Origin of the sequence: Streptomyces sp. ISL-43, from assembly GCF_018614195.1 — a bacterium.
Taxonomy (GTDB): domain Bacteria; phylum Actinomycetota; class Actinomycetes; order Streptomycetales; family Streptomycetaceae; genus Streptomyces.
On record NZ_JAGGOT010000056.1, the window covers coordinates 34,462 to 51,417 of the forward strand.

The window sequence follows — 16,956 nt, forward strand, 5'->3', positions numbered from 1 at the left end:
CTTGCCGTATTTGAGAACGTGGGGTGTGCAGTGGCTGGGAAGCTCGCCGTCATCGGTGCCGGACTGATGGGTTCCGGAATCGCGCAGGTCTCCGCTCAGGCGGGATGGGACGTCGTGCTGCGCGATGTCACCGACGCCGCGCTGACCCGCGGGACCGACGGGATCAAGGCCTCGTACGACAGGTTCGTCTCCAAGGGCAAGCTGAGTGCCGAGGACGCCGAGGCCGCGCTCGCCCGGATCACGACGACCACCGACCTCGACGCGGTCTCCGACGCCGACATCGTCGTCGAGGCCGTCTTCGAGAAGCTCGAGGTCAAGCACGAGATCTTCCGCGCGCTCGACAAGCTCGTGCGCGACGACGCGATCCTCGCCTCCAACACCTCCGCCATCCCGATCACCAAGATCGCGGCCGTGACGGAGCGTCCGGAGCGGGTCGTCGGCGCGCACTTCTTCTCGCCCGTCCCGATGATGCAGCTGTGCGAGCTCGTGCGCGGCTACAAGACCAGCGACGAATCCCTCGCCACCACCCGGGCGTTCGCCGAGTCCGTCGGCAAGACCTGCATCGTGGTCAACCGCGACGTCGCCGGTTTCGTGACGACCCGTCTCATCTCCGCGCTCGTCGTGGAAGCCGCGAAGCTGTACGAATCGGGCGTGGCGTCCGCCGAGGACATCGACATCGCCTGCAAGCTCGGCTTCGGGCACGCGATGGGCCCGCTGGCCACCGCGGACCTCACCGGCGTCGACATCCTGCTGCACGCCACCAGCAACATCTACACCGAGTCGCAGGACGAGAAGTTCGCGCCGCCGGAGCTGATGCGCCGCATGGTGGACGCGGGCGACATCGGCCGCAAGAGCGGTCAGGGCTTCTACAAGCACTGACCACCAGTTCGAACGCCCGCACCCTACCGGGTGAATTTGGTATCGGTTCGCTCACGGTCGGCAACCTCCCTGCCCCTGAGGCAGTCAGTTGAAGTGAGAGTTGCCGACCGCGGACCAGTCGGACCATACGTACGCAGTACCGCACTGCCGGGAGCACACATGCACATCAGGGGCGACCACGCCGAACTCGCTGTCGGGGGTCGTCTCGACGTGCGCAGCGCGGCGGACGCCCGTACGGCCCTGCACGCCGCCCTCGACGACGGGCACGGCGATCTCGTGCTGGACCTCACCGGGCTCGACTCCTGGGACGCGACCGGCCTGGGCGTGATCATGGGCGCACACCGCCGCGCCGGCCGGACCGGCCGGCGGCTCGTCCTGCGCGGAGTGCCGCCGCAGATGCAGCGGCTGCTCGTCGCCACCCGGCTGCACCGGATCCTCGCGATCGAGGGCGGCCTGGAAGCGGAGTCCCTGCCGCGCGCGTGACCCGGCCGGGCGGCGTGCATGGCCGGTGGACATTTCCTGCGGAAACGTAACGGTCCGGTGGTGAAGGCACCCCGGCGGTTCCCGCGCCGCCGGGCACGGTCTAGGGTTCGGGCGGAAACCGGACCAGTAGCGACAGCGGCGTGTGCGAAGGCCGGGCGATACGACGGCGCACGGCGCGATCGGGGGACTTGGTCATGGACCGCATACAAGGACAGGCCGATCCGGCGGAACAGCCCGCACGAGTGGTGACGCTCACCGCCGGGGACTTCACCCTCACGGTGAACCCCGTCGACGGCAGCGAGATCGAGCCGACCCACCGCCCCGGCGGTGAGAGCGCTCCCGTCCCCGCCAAGCGGAACCCCGCCGCCCGCGCCTCCAAGGCCGCCGCGGCGCGGCCCCCCGTCCCGCCGGGGGCACCGGCCGGACGGCTGCTGCTGGGCCGCGAGGAGGAGCGCGAGCGCCTCGTACGCCTCCTCGCGCGCGGCCGCTCCGTACGGCTGACCGGACCGCACGGATCCGGGCGCACGGCGCTGCTCGACGCCATCGCCGACGACTGCGCGGACATCGCCCCCGACGGGGTCGTCCGGCTCAGCGGGTACGGGCACCATCAGCCCGGCGAACTGCTCCACGCGCTGTACGCCACCGTCTACGAGGCCACGGCCGAGCGCCCCGACCGGAGCCAACTCCTCGACCGGGTAAGGGAGATCGGCGCCGTCGTCCTCCTCGACGACCTGGACATGGGCGCCGGCGCCCTCGACGAACTGCTGCGGGCAACGCCGGAGTGCGCGTACCTGCTGGCCGCCACCCCCGACACCCGGGCCCCCTCCGAGGACTCGCACCTGGAAGAGGTCTTCCTCGGCGGCCTGAGCCGCACCGACTGCGTGGCCCTGCTCGAAGCGGGCACCGGCCGGGTCCTCGACGAAGAGGAGACGGCCTGGGCGGAGGACCTGCGCTTCGCCTCCGAAGGCCTGCCGCTGCGCTTCGTACAGGCCGCGGCCCTGCTGCGCCGGCGCGACGAGCTGAACCGGCCCGACGCCGAGGACGAGGACGAGGAGCCCGGCGTCTTCGAGGAGCGCCCGCGCGACACCGTCTTCGTGCCGCTGCCGACCCTGGCCGAGGGCGCCGCCCCGGCGGAGCTGCTGGCCTCGCGGGTCAGCGAGTCGGCGCGGGCCGCGCTGCGGATCGCCTGCGCGCTGGGCGGCGAGCTGCCGCACCACGCGCACCTGCCGGCACTGGTCGGGGACACGCACGCCGACACGGCGGTCGGGGAACTGCTCGACTGCGGGCTGCTGAGCCCGGTCGGGACGCGCTACCGGCTGGCCGCCGGGATCGCGCGGCAGCTGGAGGAGGTCGGGTACGGGGACAGCGCGGCCGAGGAGGCCCGTACGGCCGCCCGGCACTACGCCTGGTGGACCGGGCACACCTCGGTGACCCCGGAGCGGGTCGCGGCGGAGGCGGACGCGGTGCTCGCGGCGCTGGCCGGGGCCGACGTGGTGGCCGCGGTCCTGCTGGCGCGGACGGCGGCCCCTGCGTTCGCGGCCTCGCTGCACTGGGAGGCGTGGGAGCGGGTGCTGCGCTCGGGCGCGGAGGCCGCGCGCAAGGCGGGAGAGGTCGCGGAGCAGGCCTACTTCCACCATGAACTGGGCGTACTGGCCCTGTGCGAGGGCCGGATCGACCGGGCGCGGGCGGAGCTGGAGGCCTCGATCGGGCTGCGCGGCGCGCTGGCCGACAAGCGGGGCACCGTGGCGGGACGGCGGGCGCTGGCCCTGGTCACCGACCGGGAGGCGGCCGGTGTGCCCGTCTCGCCGCCGCTGCGGCTGGCCCCGCCGGCCGCGGGCGGAGCTTTGGCGATCGCCCAGAGCGGTACGGCGAAGGGCCTCGGCGCGGTGACCGGCCAGGGCGCGGCGGGCGGGGCGAGCACGGTGACCCCCGCGGCCAAGGGCGCTCCCGCGCTGCCGCAGGGCCCCGCGGCGCCGACGGCTCGCATGGCCCCCGTACTCGGTGTGGCTCCCGCCGGGCCTCGGACCTCGGAAGCGGTCACCACGGTGGTACCGGCCGTGCTGCCCGCGGGTACCACCTCGCCCACGACCCTCGCGGAGGTGTTCGAGGACGCCTTCCCGCTCACGCCGGAGCCGGTGGAGCCGCCGGCGGAACCCCGGCCGAAGCCGCGGTCCAGCCGCAAGCCGCTGCTCCTGGTCGCGGTCGGGGCGCTGACGGTGGTGGTGCTGGGCACCGTGGTCGCGCTCGCCATGACGTCCGAGGAGACGCCGCCGCCGACGCAGGGACCGGGCGTCTCCACGGCCCCGACGACGGGGGAGGCGCAGACGCCGCCGAGCGAGCCGGGCACGAGCGGGAACGATCCGTCGCCGGAGCCGGGCACCTCGTCCCCGGGCGCGGACGCGCCCAGTGCCACGCCGTCGCCGAAGAAGTCCACCACGCGCAAGCCGACGCCGACGCCGCAGTCATCGAGCCCCACGGGCCCGGTCCAGCCGCCCGCGAGCCCGCCCACGAGCGCGAGCGCCACGCCGACCCCGACGCCCACGCCGACTCCGACCCCCACCCCGACGACCACCACGACGGTGCCGCCCGAGACGGTCACGGGCGGCACGGCCTGACCGGCCCGGGCGGGACGGCCTAGAACAGGCGGAGCTTGTCGTCCTCGATGCCGCGCATGGCGTTGTAGTCGAGGACGACGCAGTTCATGCCGCGGTCCGTCGCCAGGACGCGGGCCTGGGGCTTGATCTCCTGGGCCGCGAAGATGCCCTTGACGGGCGCCAGGTGCGGGTCGCGGTTCAGGAGCTCCAGGTAGCGCGTGAGCTGCTCGACGCCGTCGATCTCGCCGCGCCGCTTGATCTCCACCGCGACCGTCGCACCGGAGGCGTCCCGGCACAGGATGTCCACCGGGCCGATCGCGGTCATGTACTCGCGGCGGATCAGCGTGTAGCCCTCGCCGAGGGTGTCGATCCGGTCGGCGAGGAGCTCCTGCAGGTGGGCCTCGACGCCGTCCTTGATCAGGCCCGGGTCGATGCCCAGCTCGTGCGAGGAGTCGTGGAGGACTTCCTCCATGGTGATGATGAGCTTCTCGCCCGCCTTGTTGACGACGGTCCAGACGCCGGCCTCCTCTCCGCTCCCCTCCTTGAGGGTGCAGGGCGGCGACATCCAGTTGAGCGGTTTGTACGCCCGGTCGTCCGCGTGGATCGAGACACTGCCGTCGGCCTTCACGAGGATCAGACGGGGTGCCGAGGGCAGATGGGCGGTGAGCCGGCCCGCGTAATCGACGGAGCAGCGGGCAATGACGAGACGCATGGTCGGCAACGCTACTCGACCGACGGGCCTGCACGCGATTCGCCCCCGAAAGCCCCGTTCGCGGATGGCGCGTTGTATGCGCATTCTCCTGGTGCGGTCCCCACCGGGCGCCTACCGTGGTGAGCGGGAGGTTGCCGAACGTGCACGCTGCGTCGCGGCCTCCCTCCCTGCCCGTAAGACTCCGGTCACCCAATCGGCCGGGGTCGCGAGAGGAGAACCCATGTCGCTCGACGTCTCACCGGCCCTACTCGAACAGGCCGAGCGAGGCGAGGTCGACGAAGCCGCCTTCGTCGACTGCGTCCGGACCTCCCTGCCCTACGCATGGGAGATGATCAGCTCGCTGGTGGCCCAGCTGAAGGTCGATGGCGGACAGTTCGCCGACAACCAGACGCCGCCGCCCGACGAGCAGGCGCGTGGCCAGCTGCTGCGCGCTCTCGCGAGCGACGCGATACGGGGTGCGCTGCAGCGCCACTTCGGAGTGCGCCTGGCATTCCAGAACTGTCACCGGCTAGCGGTGTTCCCGCTGGATTCCTCGGTGGACGACCGGCTGGCCAAGTTCACTTCGATCCGTGGTCAGCTGCTCAACCAGTCACCGGAACTGCGCGACTGCTAGCACGACCGGCACGCGCACGACCCGTACGCGCACGACCCGTACGCGCACGACCTGTACGTCCGCACCATCCGTACGTCCGCACCATCCGCATATATGACCGTGTACGACCGGTATTCCGCTGCCGCTCCGGTGCCAACGGAGCGGCAGCCCTGGTCTCAGCCGAGCCGGGGCACGACTTCGGTGCCGAGCCGCCGGAGGTTCTCCTCCGTCGCGGCGAGGTCTCCCGAGCCTTCCGTCAGCAGGGCGAACCGCGTGATGCCCGTACGTTCCGAGGTGGCCGCCAGCCGGTCCGCCGCCAGCTCCGGGGTGCCCACGGGGTGCAGCTCGCACAGCAACTCCGTGTACGCGGCCGGGTCCCGCATCGCGCGCGGGCGGCCGTCCACCGTGACGTGCGCGTCCAGGCCCTGCTTGAGCCAGCCCGGCATCGACTTCATCAGCGTCTCCCGGGCGTCCGCCGTCCGGTCCGCCAGCTGGCACACCCCGGCCGACACGTGGTCCGCCTCCGGCGAGCGGCCCGCGGCCCGCGCCGTACGCCGCCACAGGTCGACCATCGCCGCCTTGTCCTCGTCCCCGCAGTGCATGCCGAGCAGCATCGGCAGTCCGCGCTCCGCGGCCAGCCGGACCGACGCGGGGGAGGTGCAGGCGACGATCACTTCCGGCCCCATCCCGTCCCCGTCGAGAGCCTCCGACGGGCGCGGTACGACGGCCACCTCGCGGAAGCCGTACCGCGCGCCGGCGCCCTCCGCGGCCGCCCCCTCCGCGGCCACTCCCGACGCGGCCGCTCCCGACCCCACCCGCGGCTCGGTCAGCCAGCGGCGCAGCAGGTCCAAGTCCTCCCGGAAGCCGTTCTCGTACGCGTCGAGTCCGCCCCCGAAGACCTCCAGGTCCACCCAGGGACCGCCCCGGCCAACCCCCAGCGTGAACCGCCCCTCCGACGTCAGGTGCAGCAGGGCGGCCTGCTCGCCCAGGGCCACCGGGTGGGTGTTCGGCAGCACGCTCACCGCCGTGCCCACGCGCAACCGCCGGGTGCGGCCCAGCATCAGGGCCGCCAGGGTCACCGCCGACGGGCAGACCCCGTACGGGACGAAGTGGTGCTCGGCGAGCCAGACCGAGTCGAGCCCGGTCTCCTCGGCCACCTCGGCGGTCCGCACCGCCCGGTGCAGTGCCTCTCCCTGTCCCTGTCCCGGGAACTGGGCCGCCAGTACAAACGCTCCTACGCGCATCGCCTTTAGCCTCCTCGCGGCTGACGCGGCCTCCCCCAGGCGGACCGGTTTCCTTACTGGCAACAACGTCTGACACGTGCCAAAGGCACGGCCTGACAGGAAAGTTATTGGGATTGTCGGGCCAGTCACGCTCTTACGGGATGGTCGGCCTTCGGATGGTCGGTCTTCCGGTGGTCGTCCTTCGGCCACCCTGCGGGTACCCCGCCTCGCTGCGCGTAGTCTGGGAGAAAGTCACTGCCGTCCGCCCATCCGTGAGGTATACGTGTCACCGCGCCACAACCGCCCCAGGGGCGGCGAGAATCCAGCCGATCGTTCGGACCAGGGCTCGGGCCCGGCAGGCCTGGAGCGTTACGGGCTGGAGCGCACGGAGGAGTACCAGGGCGAGGAGTGGAAGGTCCGGCACGTCGCGGGCGCGAGCGCGGCGGGCAAGCGGTACCGCTGCCCCGGGTGCGATCAGGAGATCCCCTCCGGCACCCCGCACCTGGTGGCCTGGCCGGAGTACGGCGGCGTCGACGACCGCAGGCACTGGCACAAGGCCTGCTGGAACGCGAAGGACCGCCGCACCTCCAAGGTGCAGCGGTCCCGCAACGCTCCCAAGTACTGAGACCCGACGCCGGGCCCGGGGCCCTACACGTCCCGGCGGCCGACCACCGCGTACGAGCCGGCGATCGCGGCGCCCGTCACGAGCAGGATCAGCACCATGTGGCCGAGGTCGCCTGGGGCCCCGACCTCGCCGCCCGTCGGGTCGGTGGCGCTGGTGGGCAGACCGAACAGCTGCATCAGCGCCACCGGCGCGTTGTACTGGAGCAGGGCCCGGCCGACCGGGGCGAGGGCCTCCCAGATGCTGAGCACGGCCCCTATCACCGGCGGCAGCGTGACGAGGCCGAGCATCACGGCGATCGCCCCCGCGGAGTGCCGCACCAGCGCCCCGACCGCCAGGGCCAGTACGCCGAGCAGGGTGACGTAGAAGCTGCCCATGAGCCCGGAGGCCCACTCGGTGCCCGAGTGCGACCCGGCGCCCGGACCGTTGCGCAGGATCGACGCGGCCAGTCCGACCAGGCAGACCGAGCCGGCGGTGGTGAGGAACGCGGTGACGCCGAAGACGAGGTACTTCGCGCTGAGCACCCGGTACCGGTCGGGGGCCGCCGTGAAGGTGGTGCGGATCAGACCGGTGCCGTACTCGGAGGTCATCGTGAGCACCCCGAGCACCATCACCGAAATCTGCCCGGCCAGCAGGCCGAAGAGGGCGGGAGTGGTGAACGGCATCAGCTCGTAGTCGCGGGACGAGGTCTGCACGACGACCAGGCCGCCGACACCGACGACCAGCAGCACCAGCGAGCCGAGCGTCCACATCGTGGAGCGCACCGAGGTCAGCTTCGTCCATTCCGAGGCCACCGCGTGCCCCAGGTGCGGCCGGGTGGCCGGCAGCGGCGAGCTGTAGCCCTGCGGGCTCGGTTCCCCGGCGGTCGCGGTGGTCGGGGCGGTCATCGGGTGTCCTCGGGCTTCTGGGCGGGGGTGTGCACAGGCGTGGGGGAGTGGGCGGGGCCGGGGGAGTGCGCGGGCGGGGAGGCGGCGAGCTCGCCCGGGCTCGTGGGCATCAGGAAGGGCCGCCCGCCCGTTCCGGGTGGCGGAGGCGCGAAGAAGCCCGCCTGCGGGACCTGGAGGGCGGCGTCCGCCTCCTCCTCCCACTTCGGCACGCTCAGCGGTTCGGGCTCCCACAGCTCGGCGCGCGGGTCCTCGGTGGAGGTGTACTCGACGGAGGACTGCGTCATCCGCATGTAGGCCTCCTCCAGCGAGGCCCGGTGCGGCGACAGCTCCCACAGCCGTACGCCGGCCGCGTGCGCGAGATCGGAGATCCGGGGCAGATCCAGCCCGGTCACCCGCAGGGCTCCGTCGGGCTCCTTGAGCACCCGGCCGCCCGCCCTGCTGAGGACCGAGCCCAGGGTGTCCCAGCCGTCGGGGTCGGTGTCGGCCGTGCGGACCCGTGCGAATCCGGCCGAATTGTGCGTGATGAAGTCCTGGGTGCTCATGTCGGCCAGCAGCCGGCCCCGGCCGATCACGATCAGGTGGTCGGCGGTCAGCGCCATCTCGCTCATGAGGTGCGAGGAGACGAAGACGGTGCGGCCCTCGGAGGCGAGCCGGCGCATCAGGTTCCGGACCCAGAGGATGCCCTCGGGGTCGAGGCCGTTGACCGGCTCGTCGAAGAGCAGCACCTGCGGATCCCCGAGCAGGGCCGTCGCGATGCCGAGGCGCTGGCCCATGCCGAGCGAGAAGCCCTTGGTGCGCTGCCGGGCGACGTCCTGGAGGCCCACGACGCCCAGGACCTCGTCGACCCGCTTCTCGGGGATCCCGGAGAGCTGGGCGGTCGCCAGGAGGTGGGTGCGCGCCCGGCGGCCGCCGTGCATGGCCTTGGCGTCGAGCAGGGCTCCGACGTGCCGCTGGGCGTTCGCCAGTTCGCGGAAGGGCAGGCCGTTGATGGTGACCCGGCCGGAGGTGGGGCGGTCCAGGCCCAGGACCAGGCGCATGGTGGTGGACTTCCCGGAGCCGTTGGGCCCCAGGAATCCCGTCACGTGACCGGGCCTGACCTGGAACGACAGGTCGTCGACGGCGGTCTTCGCGCCGAAGCGCTTGGTCAGCCCGACTGCCTCGATCATGTGCTCTGCCCCTTGCCAGGCCCGGACGGCTTTCGCCCGCGTAAGGGTTAAGAGGATATCGAGGATCCTACGGTTCCGTCCCGGGCCGGATCCCTGAGCTGCCCCTGAGATCGACCCGGGGATCCCCCGTAGTACCTCAGGCGTCCCTCTTCTTGAGGACGAGGTAGCCGCCGATCACCGAGGCGGCCACCCACAGGAGCATGATCCCGAGACCACCCCAGGGTCCGTAGGGGGTCTCGGCGCTGCCCATGGCGTCCGGGACGATCTGCATGATCTTGGATCCTGCCTTGTCGGGCAGGTACTGGCCGTACTTACGGGTCGCCTCGAAACCGCTGAGGAGGTTCGAGACGATCAGGAAGAACGGGATCAGAACGCTGATCGAGGCGACCGAGCTGCGCAGCATTGCGGCCACGCCCATGGAGAACAGGGCGAGGAGCGCCATGTACAGGCCGGCGCCGGCCACCGCGCGCAGGACGTTCTCCTCGCTGATGCCGATGCTGCGGTCGCCCAGGATCGCCTGGCCGAGGAAGAACGACAGGAAGCTGGTCAGCAGTCCGACCAGCAGGGCCAGCGCCGTGGCCACGGCGAGCTTGCCCAGGAGGAAGCCCGCTCGTCCGGGTACGGCGGCCAGCGAGGTGCGGATCATGCCCGAGCTGTACTCGGTACTGACGACCAGCACCCCGAAGACGATCATCGCCAGCTGGCCGAACTGCATCCCGCTGAAGCTCAGCAGGGTGGGGTCGAACGTGGCCTGTTCGACCTCGCTCATGTCGTCGAAGCTCGCGTTGACCAGGGCGCAGAAAGCGGCGCTGAACCCGACGGTGGCGATGAGGGCGACGGCGAGGGTCCAGCTCGTGGAGGCGACCGTACGGATCTTGGTCCACTCGGAGCGGAGGACGGCGGAGAAGGCCATGCTCACTCACCGGCCTTGCGCGTCGCCTCGAAGCCGGCGCCCCAGGCGGGTACGTCGGCCGGCCGGGCCGGGTTGTCCGCGGCCGTGCCGGGACCGGGCGGCAGCCCCGGGGCCCCCGGTGCGTGGGCGTGGTACTCGACGGAGTCCGCCGTCATTCGCATGAACGCTTCCTCCAGTGAAGCCCGTTGCGGGCTGAGTTCGTGCAGCACGATCTGGTGCTGGGCGGCCAGCTCGCCGAGCTTCTCCGCCTCCACGCCGTTGATCTCCAGCGTGCCGGTCGCCGGGACGCTGATGGCGTCGATCCCGGCACCGTGCAGGACGTCCTTCAGTCGTTCCTGCTGCGGCGAGCGCATGCGGACGTAACTGTGGGAGTTCCGCTGGATGAAATCGGCCATGGACAGGTCGGCCAGCAGCTTTCCCTGTCCGATGACGACCAAATGCTCTGCGGTCAGCGCCATTTCGCTCATCAGGTGAGAAGAAACGAAGATCGTCCTTCCCTCTGCCGCGAGCCCCTTCATGAGATTGCGGATCCAGAGAATTCCCTCCGGGTCCAGACCATTGACGGGCTCGTCGAACATCAGGATCTCCGGGTCGCCGAGCAGCGCGGAGGCGATACCGAGCCGCTGGCCCATGCCCAGCGAAAATCCTTTCGATTTCTTCTTCGCCACGGCGGTCAGGCCGACCAGGTCGAGCACCTCGGAGACCCGACTGCGCGGAATCCGGTTCGACTGGGCGAGGCAGAGCAGGTTGTTGTACGCGCTGCGGCCGCCGTTCATCGCCTTCGCGTCCAGCAGTGCCCCGATGTACTTCAGTGGCTCCGGCAGGTCCCGGTAGTGCTTCCCGTCGATCCGGACCGTACCGCTGGTCGGATTGTCGAGGTCGAGCATCATGCGCATGGTCGTCGACTTGCCCGCCCCGTTGGGGCCGAGGAAGCCGGTCACCACCCCCGGTTTGACCTGGAAGCTGAGGTTGTCCACGGCGGTTTTCGCGCCGAATCGTTTCGTAAGGCCCTCAAGCTCGATCATTCCGCCACGCTAGAACGCCCGAGGGCCCTACGCCACCTCTCATAGGTGACGCAGGGCCCGGGGTGTTGAAGCGGAGTGTTGCCTTCCGGCGACTAGCGGCTCTGCTGGGCCGGAACGCCGCGGGTGACCGGCTCGTCGTCGATCGGGGAGGCGGCGGCCGCCACGGCCGCGCCCGTCAGCGTCGCCAGCATCTCGCGGACGTTGGTGAGCTGCGCGTTGATCGAGTCGCGGCGGTTGGTGAGCGCCGCCAGCTCACGCTCGGACTCGCTGCGGATCCGGTCGGCCTTGGCGTTGGCGTCGGCCACGATGTCCTCGGCCTGGCGCTGCGCGGTCTCCACGGTCTGGCGGGCACGGCGCTCGGCGTCCGTACGGAGCTTCTCGGCCTCCAGGCGCAGCTGCTCCGCGCGGTGCTCGATCTCCGCGAGGCGCTTCTCGGCCTTGGCCTGACGGCCGGCCAGGTCGCGCTCCGACTGCTCGCGGCGCTTGGCCAGGTTGGTCTCGAAGTCGGCGGCGGCCTGAGCGGCCTTGGCGCGGGTCTCCTCGAAGAGCGCGTCGGCCTCCTCGCGCTTGGAGGCCGCGTCCTTCTGGGCCTCGTTGCGCAGGGTCGAAGCGTCGCCCTTGGCCTTCTCGACGATCCGGACGCCCTCGTCCTCGGCGGTCGACTTCCGGTCGGCGGCGAACGACTCGGCGTCGTTGCGCACCTGCTGGGCGGCCGACTCGGCGAGCTCGCGGTGCTGCTCGGCGGCGCGACGGGCCTCCTCGCGCAGGTCCTTCGCCTCCTCCTCGGCCAGGCGCAGGATCTTCTCGACCCGGGCACCGAGGCCGGCGTACGACGGCTCGGCGTCATTCACCTGGGCCTGGGCGTTCTGCGTCTCGAGGTGCAGCTCCTCGATCCGCTTTTCCAGAGAGTTGATACGTCCGAGGGCGCCGTCACGGTCGGAGACCAGCTTGGTGATGCGGTCGTCCACCTGACCGCGGTCGTAACCACGCCGCACGAGCTCGAAGCCGAAGGGGGAGGAAGTGTCGCTCATGGGGTTCCTGTCGAATGAGACCGATGAGGTACTACGCGAGGTGTTAGGTGTTAAGGGGAATCCTAGGCGCCAAGACGGCGTGTCATCGAGTCAATCCGCGTTTGATCTGGACAATGACACCCCTTTTGAGTGGCAAGGCGACAGAATGCTTGTCACTCGTTCGCCTGAACCTCCATCAGGAGCACACGGTCGTGCGCACTGACTAGCCCTCTGACGTCTTGCCACCCGAACGAGTGGAACCCGCTGTCGCACCGGCCTTCACGCCCCCCGCGCCCTGGCCGCCGACTCCGGGCTTTCCGCCACCCGAAGGCGCCTCGAATGATTCCAACGCCTCAAGAACGTCCTGGACACGGGAGATCTCCGCCTGAATGTCCTCGCGCCGACGCACCAGGACCTCCAGCTCGCGCCGGCCCTCCTCGACGAGCCGCGCGGCCTCCGCCGTCGCCTCCGCGAGGCGGCCTTCGGCCACCCGTACCAGCTCGGCCTTCTTCTGCTCGGCCTCCTTGAGCAGCGCTTCCGCCTTGCGCACCGCGGCGATGCGGACCTTGCTCGCCTCGCTGCTCGCGTCCGACACCAGCTCCTTGGCCTTCGCCTCGGCCTCGACGCTCTGCTCAGTCGCCGCCCGCACCAGCTTGTCCACGCGCTCGCCGGCCGACTTCATCTGCTCGGCCGACTCCCGGCGGGCCCGCTCGTGCAGCTCCTCGACCTCCGCCTCGACACGGCCGCGCAGCTCCTCCGCCCGCTCCCTTATGGCCGACGCGTCGCTGCGCGCCCCCACCAGCAGCTCGTCGGCGTCCGTACGGGCCTTCTCCACCAGGGAATTGCCCTCGACGGTCGCCTCGGAGGTGATCCGCGCGGCCTCCTTGCGCGCCGCGTCGACCATCGCGTCCGCCTGCTCCTCGGCCGCCGTCGTGGCGGCCAGGGCCTGCTTCTGCGCGTCCCCGGTGAGCTTCTCGGCCTCCGAGGACGCCTCCGTGATGAGCCGGTCGACCTGCGTCGCGGCCTCGCTGCGGCGCTTGTTGGCCTCCTCGCGGGCCTCGTCGAGCAGTCGCTCCGACTCCGCACGGGCCTCGGCCCGTACCCGCTCCGCCTCGGTGGCCGCCTCCGCCTTGACCCGCTCGGCCTCGGACCGGGTGCGGGTGGCGTGCTCCTGCGCCGAGGACAGTGCCTCGGACGCCTCCGCGCGCAGCCGCTCGGCCTCGTTCGCGGCCTCGCCGACCGTGCGCTCGTTGTCCTTGCGGGTCTGCTCGGTGAGCCGGTCCGTCTCCGCCACGGCCTCGCCGACCAGGTGGTCGGCCTGCTCGGCGGCCTCGGTACGGATCCTGCCCGCCTCGGCGCGCGCCTCGTCGAGCGTCTGCTCGGACTCCCGCTCGGCGCTCGCCAGCGTCTCGTTGGCCGCGACCGTGACGCGGTCCGCCTCGGCGGTGGCCTCGCCGATGATCCGGCCGCCCTCCGCGCGGGCGTCGTCCAGTACGCGCGCCGCCTCGCCGCGCAGCCGCCCGGCCTCCGCCGCCGCCTCGCCGACGGTCGCCTCGTTGGCCGCGCGCGTCTCGTCGACCAGCCGGTCGCCCTCGGTCCGCGCGTCGACCAGGATCCCCGTCGCGTCCCGCTCGGCCCCGGCCAGCGTCTGCGCCGCCTGGGCCGTGAGCCGCTGCGCCTCGGCGCGGGCCCCGTCCAGGACGGCGGCGGCCTCGGTCCGCAGCCCCTCGGCCGCGGTCTCGGCCTCGCCGACGGTCAGCGCATTGGCCGCGCGGGTCTCCTCGGTGTGCCGCTCGGCTTCCGAGGTGGCCTCGGAGACGAGCCGGTCGGCCTGCTCCGCCGCCTCCGTGCGCAGCCGGTTCGCCTCCGACCGGGCCTCGTCCAGGGTGCCGGCGGCCTCGGTCCGGGTCGCCTCGGCGGCGGCCTCGGCCTCCGCGGTGAGCCGCGCGGCCTCCTTCTCGGCCTCGCCGACGGTCAGCGCGTTCGCCGCGCGGGTCTCCTCGGTGTGCCGCTCGGCCTCCGCCGTCGCCTCCGCGACGATCCGGCCGCCTTCGGCGCGCGAGGCCTCCAGGGACTCCGCCGCCTCGCCGCGGATCCGGTTCGCGTCCTCGCGCGCGTCCGCCCTCGTTCGGGCGGCGTCGCGCTCGGACGAGGCCAGCGCGTCCGTGGCCTCCGTACGCACCCGCTGCGCGTACTCCGCGGTGTCGGTGCGCAGCTGCTCGGCCTCGGCGATCGCCTCGCCGACCGTCCGCTCGGCCAGCGCCTTCGCCGCGTCCGTCTCGGTCCGCGCCTCGCTGCGGATCCGGTTCGCGTCCTCGGTGGCCCGCTCCCGCTCCGCGTAGGCGTCGCCGCGGACCCGGTCGGCCTCTTCCTCGGCCTCCGTCTTGGTACGCGCGGCCGCGTGCTCGGCCGCGCTGCGCAGCCCCGCGACCTCTTCCTCGGCCTGCTCGTGCAGTCCTGCCACGGACTCGCGCACCTGCTGGGCGGTGGCCTCGGCGGCCGCGACCACCTCGGACGCGCGCCGCTCGGCCTCCTCGGTGAGCCAGACCGCCTCGGCCTGGGCCTCCTCGGAGCGCTTGCGGGCCTGGGCGAGGAGCTCCTCGCTCTCCTCCCGGGCCTGCGCCCGCTCGCTCTCCGCGTCCGTGCGCGCCGAAGCCAGGGTCTCCTCGGACTCCCGGCGCCGCCGCGCTGCCTCCTCCTGCGCGGCGGCCAGCGCCTCCGCGGCCTCCTGCGCGACCCGCTCGGCGGCGGCCTTGGCCTCCGCGCGCAGCCGGTCGGCGGTCTCCTGCGCCTCGGAACGCAGCCGCTCCGACTCGGACTCGGCCTCCGTGCGCAGCCGCTCCGCGAGCTGTTCGGCCTCGGTGCGCACGCGCCCGGCGTCCTGCGCCGCGTCCGTGCGCAGCTGCTCGGCCTCCGCCTCCGACTGCGTCTGCAGGGCGCGGATGCGCTCCGCCGACTCCGCGCGCAGCCGGTCGTTCTCCTCGGTGGTCTCCTTGCGGATGCTCTCCGCGGCCGCCCGGGCGTCGCGCAGGGTCTGCTCGGCCGTCGTCAGGCGGCTCTCGGCGTCCGTGTGCAGGCGGACGAGCTCCTCGTCGGCCTCGGCCCGCTTCGCGGCGAGCGCCTGTTCGGTCTCCTCGCGCCGCACGGCCGCCGCGGCGTCCGCCTCGGCCCGTACCGACTCCGCCTGCTCCTCGGCCTCCGCGCGCAGCCGCTCGGCCTCGGCGCGGGTCCGCTCCAAGGTCTCCTCGGCCTGCTTGCGCAGGGTGGTGGCCCGCTCGACGGCCTCGCCGCGGACCCGCTCGCTCTCGGTGTTGGCGCTGGCGCGCACCTCGTCGGCGTCTGCCCGGGCCTTGCCCAGCAGCTCCTCGGCGGTGCGGGCCGCCTCCTCGATCTGGTGGACCGCCTCGCGGCGGGCCTCGCCGCGGATCCGCTCGCCCTCGGCGACGGCCTCCGCGCGCAGCTGCTCGGCCTCGCCGCGCAGCCGGCGGGCCTCCTCCTGGAGCTCGACCGTACGGGCCCGGTACTCCTCGGTGTCGTCCTTCGCCGCGCCCTTGAGCTCATCGGCCGTGGCCGCGGCCTGGGCGCGCAGCCGTTCGGCCTCCGCCTCGGCCTCGCCACGGATCCGCTCGGCCTCCTCGGACGCCGCCCGGGTGGTGGCACGGGCGTCTTCCGAGGCCTTGTTCAGGACCTCCTCGGCGGTGCGGGCGGCCTTCGCCAGCTGGGCCGCGGCGTCCTCGGACGCGGCCGTACGGGCCTGCTCGCCCGCCTCGGTGCGCAGCCGCTCGGCGGCCGCGCGGGCGTCGGCCAGCTGCTGCTCGGCCTCGGCCTTGAGGACCTCGGTCTCCTTGGTGGCCTCGCCGACCAGCCGGGCCACCTGCTCCTTGGCCGTACGGGTGCGCTGCTCGTTGACGGATTCCGCCGAGGCCAGCTGCCGTGCGGCGCTCTCCTTGGCGTCGGCCAGCAGCTTCTCCGCGGCCGCGCGCGCCTCGCGCAGGGCCCCGTCGGCCTCCTGGGCGCGCTGCTCGGCGACCCGCCCGAGGTCCATCGTCTGCTGCCGGGTCTGCTCGGCCTCGGCGGAGGTGGTGGAGCGCAGCCGCTCCGCGTGCTCGGTGGCCTCCTGGGCCTGCGCGGAGGCGGCGGTCAGCAGCCGCTCGGCCTCCTTGCGGGCTCGCAGCAGCGTGGATTCGGTCTCGGCACGCGCGGCCTCGTTCTCGGAGGCGAGCCGGCGGTGGGCCTCGGCGGCGACCCGGGTGGCCTCCGCGCGGGCGGCGTTGAGGGTCTGCTCGGCCTCGGCGCGGGACTCGTCCATGAGCCGGCGGGCCTGCGACTCGGTGCGGGCGCGCAGTTGCTCGGCCCAGGCCACGTTCTCGTTGACGTGGGCTTCCACCGTCTGGCGGCGCTCGCCCAGTTCCTGGTCCAGGCGCTGGCGGCGGTTGACGGCCTCGGCGTGCAGTTCGGCCTGGAGCCGCGCCTGGTGCTCGGCGTGCTCCTGGAGGATGCGCTGCGTCTGCGCCCGTACGTCGCGCAGCTCGCGCTCGGCGTCGGAACGCATCTGGTCGGCCTGGATCTGGGCATTGCGAAGCAGCTGCTCCGCCTGGTAGCCCATGTCCGCGCCGTCGTAGGCGGGGCGGGACGCCAGGTTACGGCGTACCTCGTGGAGCTTGGCGCGCAGCACCTCGACCTGGTACCCCAGGTCCTCGGCGTGCTGGACGGCCTTCCCGCGCTCCTTCTTCAGCCGCTCCATCTCGGCTTCGAAGCGCGAGAGATGGTCGGCCTCGGCCTGATGGCTCTCCTGGCTTTCGTAGCCCCGCACAGCGCGGTCCCATCCGTCCCCTGGTCGCAAGCTCACT

At 72.6% G+C, this 16,956-nt stretch carries 13 protein-coding genes; 5 read left to right on the forward strand and 8 right to left on the reverse strand.

All coding sequences use genetic code 11. From position 1 onward, the window contains the following. Positions 1 to 30 precede the first annotated feature (30 nt). The 3 genes from J7F03_RS30025 to J7F03_RS30035 all read left to right on the forward strand — a co-directional run bounded on the left by J7F03_RS30025 (position 31) and on the right by J7F03_RS30035 (position 3,977). A complete protein-coding gene (locus J7F03_RS30025) occupies positions 31 to 879 on the forward strand; it encodes a 3-hydroxyacyl-CoA dehydrogenase family protein (protein ID WP_214954994.1) in 849 nt (282 codons plus the stop codon). A gap of 159 nt (positions 880 to 1,038) precedes the next feature. Next, positions 1,039 to 1,362, forward strand: a complete 324-nt coding sequence (locus tag J7F03_RS30030) for an STAS domain-containing protein (protein WP_214954996.1) — start codon at positions 1,039 to 1,041, stop codon at positions 1,360 to 1,362. A gap of 194 nt (positions 1,363 to 1,556) precedes the next feature. Next, the gene (locus tag J7F03_RS30035) at positions 1,557 to 3,977 is read left to right on the forward strand and encodes an ATP-binding protein (protein ID WP_214954998.1); all 2,421 of its coding nucleotides are present in this window, start codon (positions 1,557 to 1,559) and stop codon (positions 3,975 to 3,977) included. Between the two features lie 19 nt (positions 3,978 to 3,996). Here the strand turns inward: J7F03_RS30035 and nucS are convergent, their stop codons facing one another. After that, a complete protein-coding gene (gene nucS, locus J7F03_RS30040; RefSeq protein ID WP_214955000.1) occupies positions 3,997 to 4,668 on the reverse strand; it encodes an endonuclease NucS in 672 nt (223 codons plus the stop codon). Between the two features lie 220 nt (positions 4,669 to 4,888). Here nucS and J7F03_RS30045 point away from each other — a divergent pair, with 220 nt between their 5' ends. After that, the gene (locus tag J7F03_RS30045; protein WP_031150500.1) at positions 4,889 to 5,281 is read left to right on the forward strand and encodes an SCO5389 family protein; all 393 of its coding nucleotides are present in this window, start codon (positions 4,889 to 4,891) and stop codon (positions 5,279 to 5,281) included. 155 nt (positions 5,282 to 5,436) lie between these two features. Here J7F03_RS30045 and J7F03_RS30050 read toward each other — a convergent pair whose 3' ends face one another. After that, positions 5,437 to 6,504 (reverse strand): LLM class flavin-dependent oxidoreductase, encoded by a 1,068-nt coding sequence (locus J7F03_RS30050; RefSeq protein ID WP_214955002.1) that lies wholly within the window; start codon positions 6,502 to 6,504, stop codon positions 5,437 to 5,439. A 262-nt stretch (positions 6,505 to 6,766) separates the two neighbouring features. Between J7F03_RS30050 and J7F03_RS30055 the strand changes: the two genes are divergently transcribed. Further along, a complete protein-coding gene (locus tag J7F03_RS30055) occupies positions 6,767 to 7,108 on the forward strand; it encodes an ATP/GTP-binding protein (protein ID WP_214955004.1) in 342 nt (113 codons plus the stop codon). A 23-nt stretch (positions 7,109 to 7,131) separates the two neighbouring features. Here J7F03_RS30055 and J7F03_RS30060 read toward each other — a convergent pair whose 3' ends face one another. The 6 genes from J7F03_RS30060 to scy all read right to left on the reverse strand — a co-directional run bounded on the left by J7F03_RS30060 (position 7,132) and on the right by scy (position 16,919). Continuing rightward, entirely contained in the window at positions 7,132 to 7,992 is an 861-nt protein-coding gene (locus J7F03_RS30060; RefSeq protein WP_214955007.1) for an ABC transporter permease, read from the reverse strand. Further along, a complete protein-coding gene (locus J7F03_RS30065) occupies positions 7,989 to 9,158 on the reverse strand; it encodes an ABC transporter ATP-binding protein (protein ID WP_214955009.1) in 1,170 nt (389 codons plus the stop codon). The genes J7F03_RS30060 and J7F03_RS30065 overlap by 4 nt, the downstream gene beginning before the upstream one ends. 136 nt (positions 9,159 to 9,294) lie before the next feature. Then, positions 9,295 to 10,071 carry an ABC transporter permease subunit gene (locus J7F03_RS30070; RefSeq protein ID WP_214955011.1) on the reverse strand — a complete coding sequence of 259 codons (777 nt, stop codon included), beginning with the start codon at positions 10,069 to 10,071 and terminating at the stop codon, positions 9,295 to 9,297. 2 nt (positions 10,072 to 10,073) lie between these two features. Beyond that, on the reverse strand, positions 10,074 to 11,096 hold the full coding sequence (locus tag J7F03_RS30075) for an ABC transporter ATP-binding protein (RefSeq protein ID WP_214955013.1): 1,023 nt from the start codon (positions 11,094 to 11,096) through the stop codon (positions 10,074 to 10,076). Between the two features lie 92 nt (positions 11,097 to 11,188). Further along, positions 11,189 to 12,127: a cellulose-binding protein gene (locus tag J7F03_RS30080; RefSeq protein WP_214955015.1), complete on the reverse strand. Its 939-nt coding sequence runs from the start codon at positions 12,125 to 12,127 to the stop codon at positions 11,189 to 11,191. A gap of 202 nt (positions 12,128 to 12,329) precedes the next feature. Then, positions 12,330 to 16,919: a polarized growth protein Scy gene (gene scy / locus J7F03_RS30085; protein WP_214955017.1), complete on the reverse strand. Its 4,590-nt coding sequence runs from the start codon at positions 16,917 to 16,919 to the stop codon at positions 12,330 to 12,332. Positions 16,920 to 16,956: the final 37 nt, after the last annotated feature.

Bases quoted from the DNA above. Each gene is read 5' to 3' on its own strand.
- J7F03_RS30030 (WP_214954996.1), top strand. From the start codon at position 1,039: ATGCACATCAGGGGCGACCACGCCGAACTCGCTGTCGGGGGTCGTCTC.
- J7F03_RS30035 (WP_214954998.1), top strand. From the start codon at position 1,557: ATGGACCGCATACAAGGACAGGCCGATCCGGCGGAACAGCCCGCACGA.
- nucS (WP_214955000.1), bottom strand. From the start codon at position 4,668: ATGCGTCTCGTCATTGCCCGCTGCTCCGTCGATTACGCGGGCCGGCTC.
- J7F03_RS30045 (WP_031150500.1), top strand. From the start codon at position 4,889: ATGTCGCTCGACGTCTCACCGGCCCTACTCGAACAGGCCGAGCGAGGC.
- J7F03_RS30050 (WP_214955002.1), bottom strand. From the start codon at position 6,504: ATGCGCGTAGGAGCGTTTGTACTGGCGGCCCAGTTCCCGGGACAGGGA.
- J7F03_RS30060 (WP_214955007.1), bottom strand. From the start codon at position 7,992: ATGACCGCCCCGACCACCGCGACCGCCGGGGAACCGAGCCCGCAGGGC.
- J7F03_RS30065 (WP_214955009.1), bottom strand. From the start codon at position 9,158: ATGATCGAGGCAGTCGGGCTGACCAAGCGCTTCGGCGCGAAGACCGCC.
- J7F03_RS30070 (WP_214955011.1), bottom strand. From the start codon at position 10,071: ATGGCCTTCTCCGCCGTCCTCCGCTCCGAGTGGACCAAGATCCGTACG.
- J7F03_RS30075 (WP_214955013.1), bottom strand. From the start codon at position 11,096: ATGATCGAGCTTGAGGGCCTTACGAAACGATTCGGCGCGAAAACCGCC.
- J7F03_RS30080 (WP_214955015.1), bottom strand. From the start codon at position 12,127: ATGAGCGACACTTCCTCCCCCTTCGGCTTCGAGCTCGTGCGGCGTGGT.